The organism is Corallococcus sp. AB038B (genome assembly GCF_003668955.1).
In the GTDB taxonomy this organism is placed as follows: Bacteria; Myxococcota; Myxococcia; order Myxococcales; family Myxococcaceae; genus Corallococcus; species Corallococcus exiguus.
Window position 1 is genome coordinate 1 of the sequence record NZ_RAWO01000384.1, and the last position, 387, is coordinate 387.

At 68.0% G+C, this 387-nt stretch carries 1 pseudogene; it reads left to right on the plus strand.

Features of this window, described 5'->3' with window-relative positions:
• Positions 1 to 44: 44 nt before the first annotated feature.
• A pseudogene (locus D7Y04_RS46300) lies at positions 45 to 387 on the plus strand (cupin domain-containing protein); the annotation flags it as partial.

The following is a 387-nucleotide window of genomic DNA, read 5'->3' on the forward strand; positions in this document are numbered from 1 at the left end:
GAGCTGAACCACGCGCAATCCCATCACTGAATCGGAGGACGAAAATGAAACTGCTTGCCGCGACCGCCGTGTCGCTTGCCCTGCTCGCTCCGGCGTTCGCCCAGACAAACAAACCAGGAGCCACCACGGGAGCGGGTTCTCCTCCGGCCGCCCCACGCGGAGCCTCCCAGGGACTGAAGATCGCGCGAAACGGCTCGCAGCCCTCCAGCAAGGGACCCGCCGAGAACTTCACCGGTTCCGTCCGCGTCGACCCGCTGTTCCAGGCGACCGCTCCCTCACGCACCTCCGGCGCCTACGTCACGTTCGAGCCTGGTGCCCGCTCCGCGTGGCACAGCCATCCGCTCGGGCAGACCCTGATCGTCACAGCCGGCTCCGGCCGGGTACAGC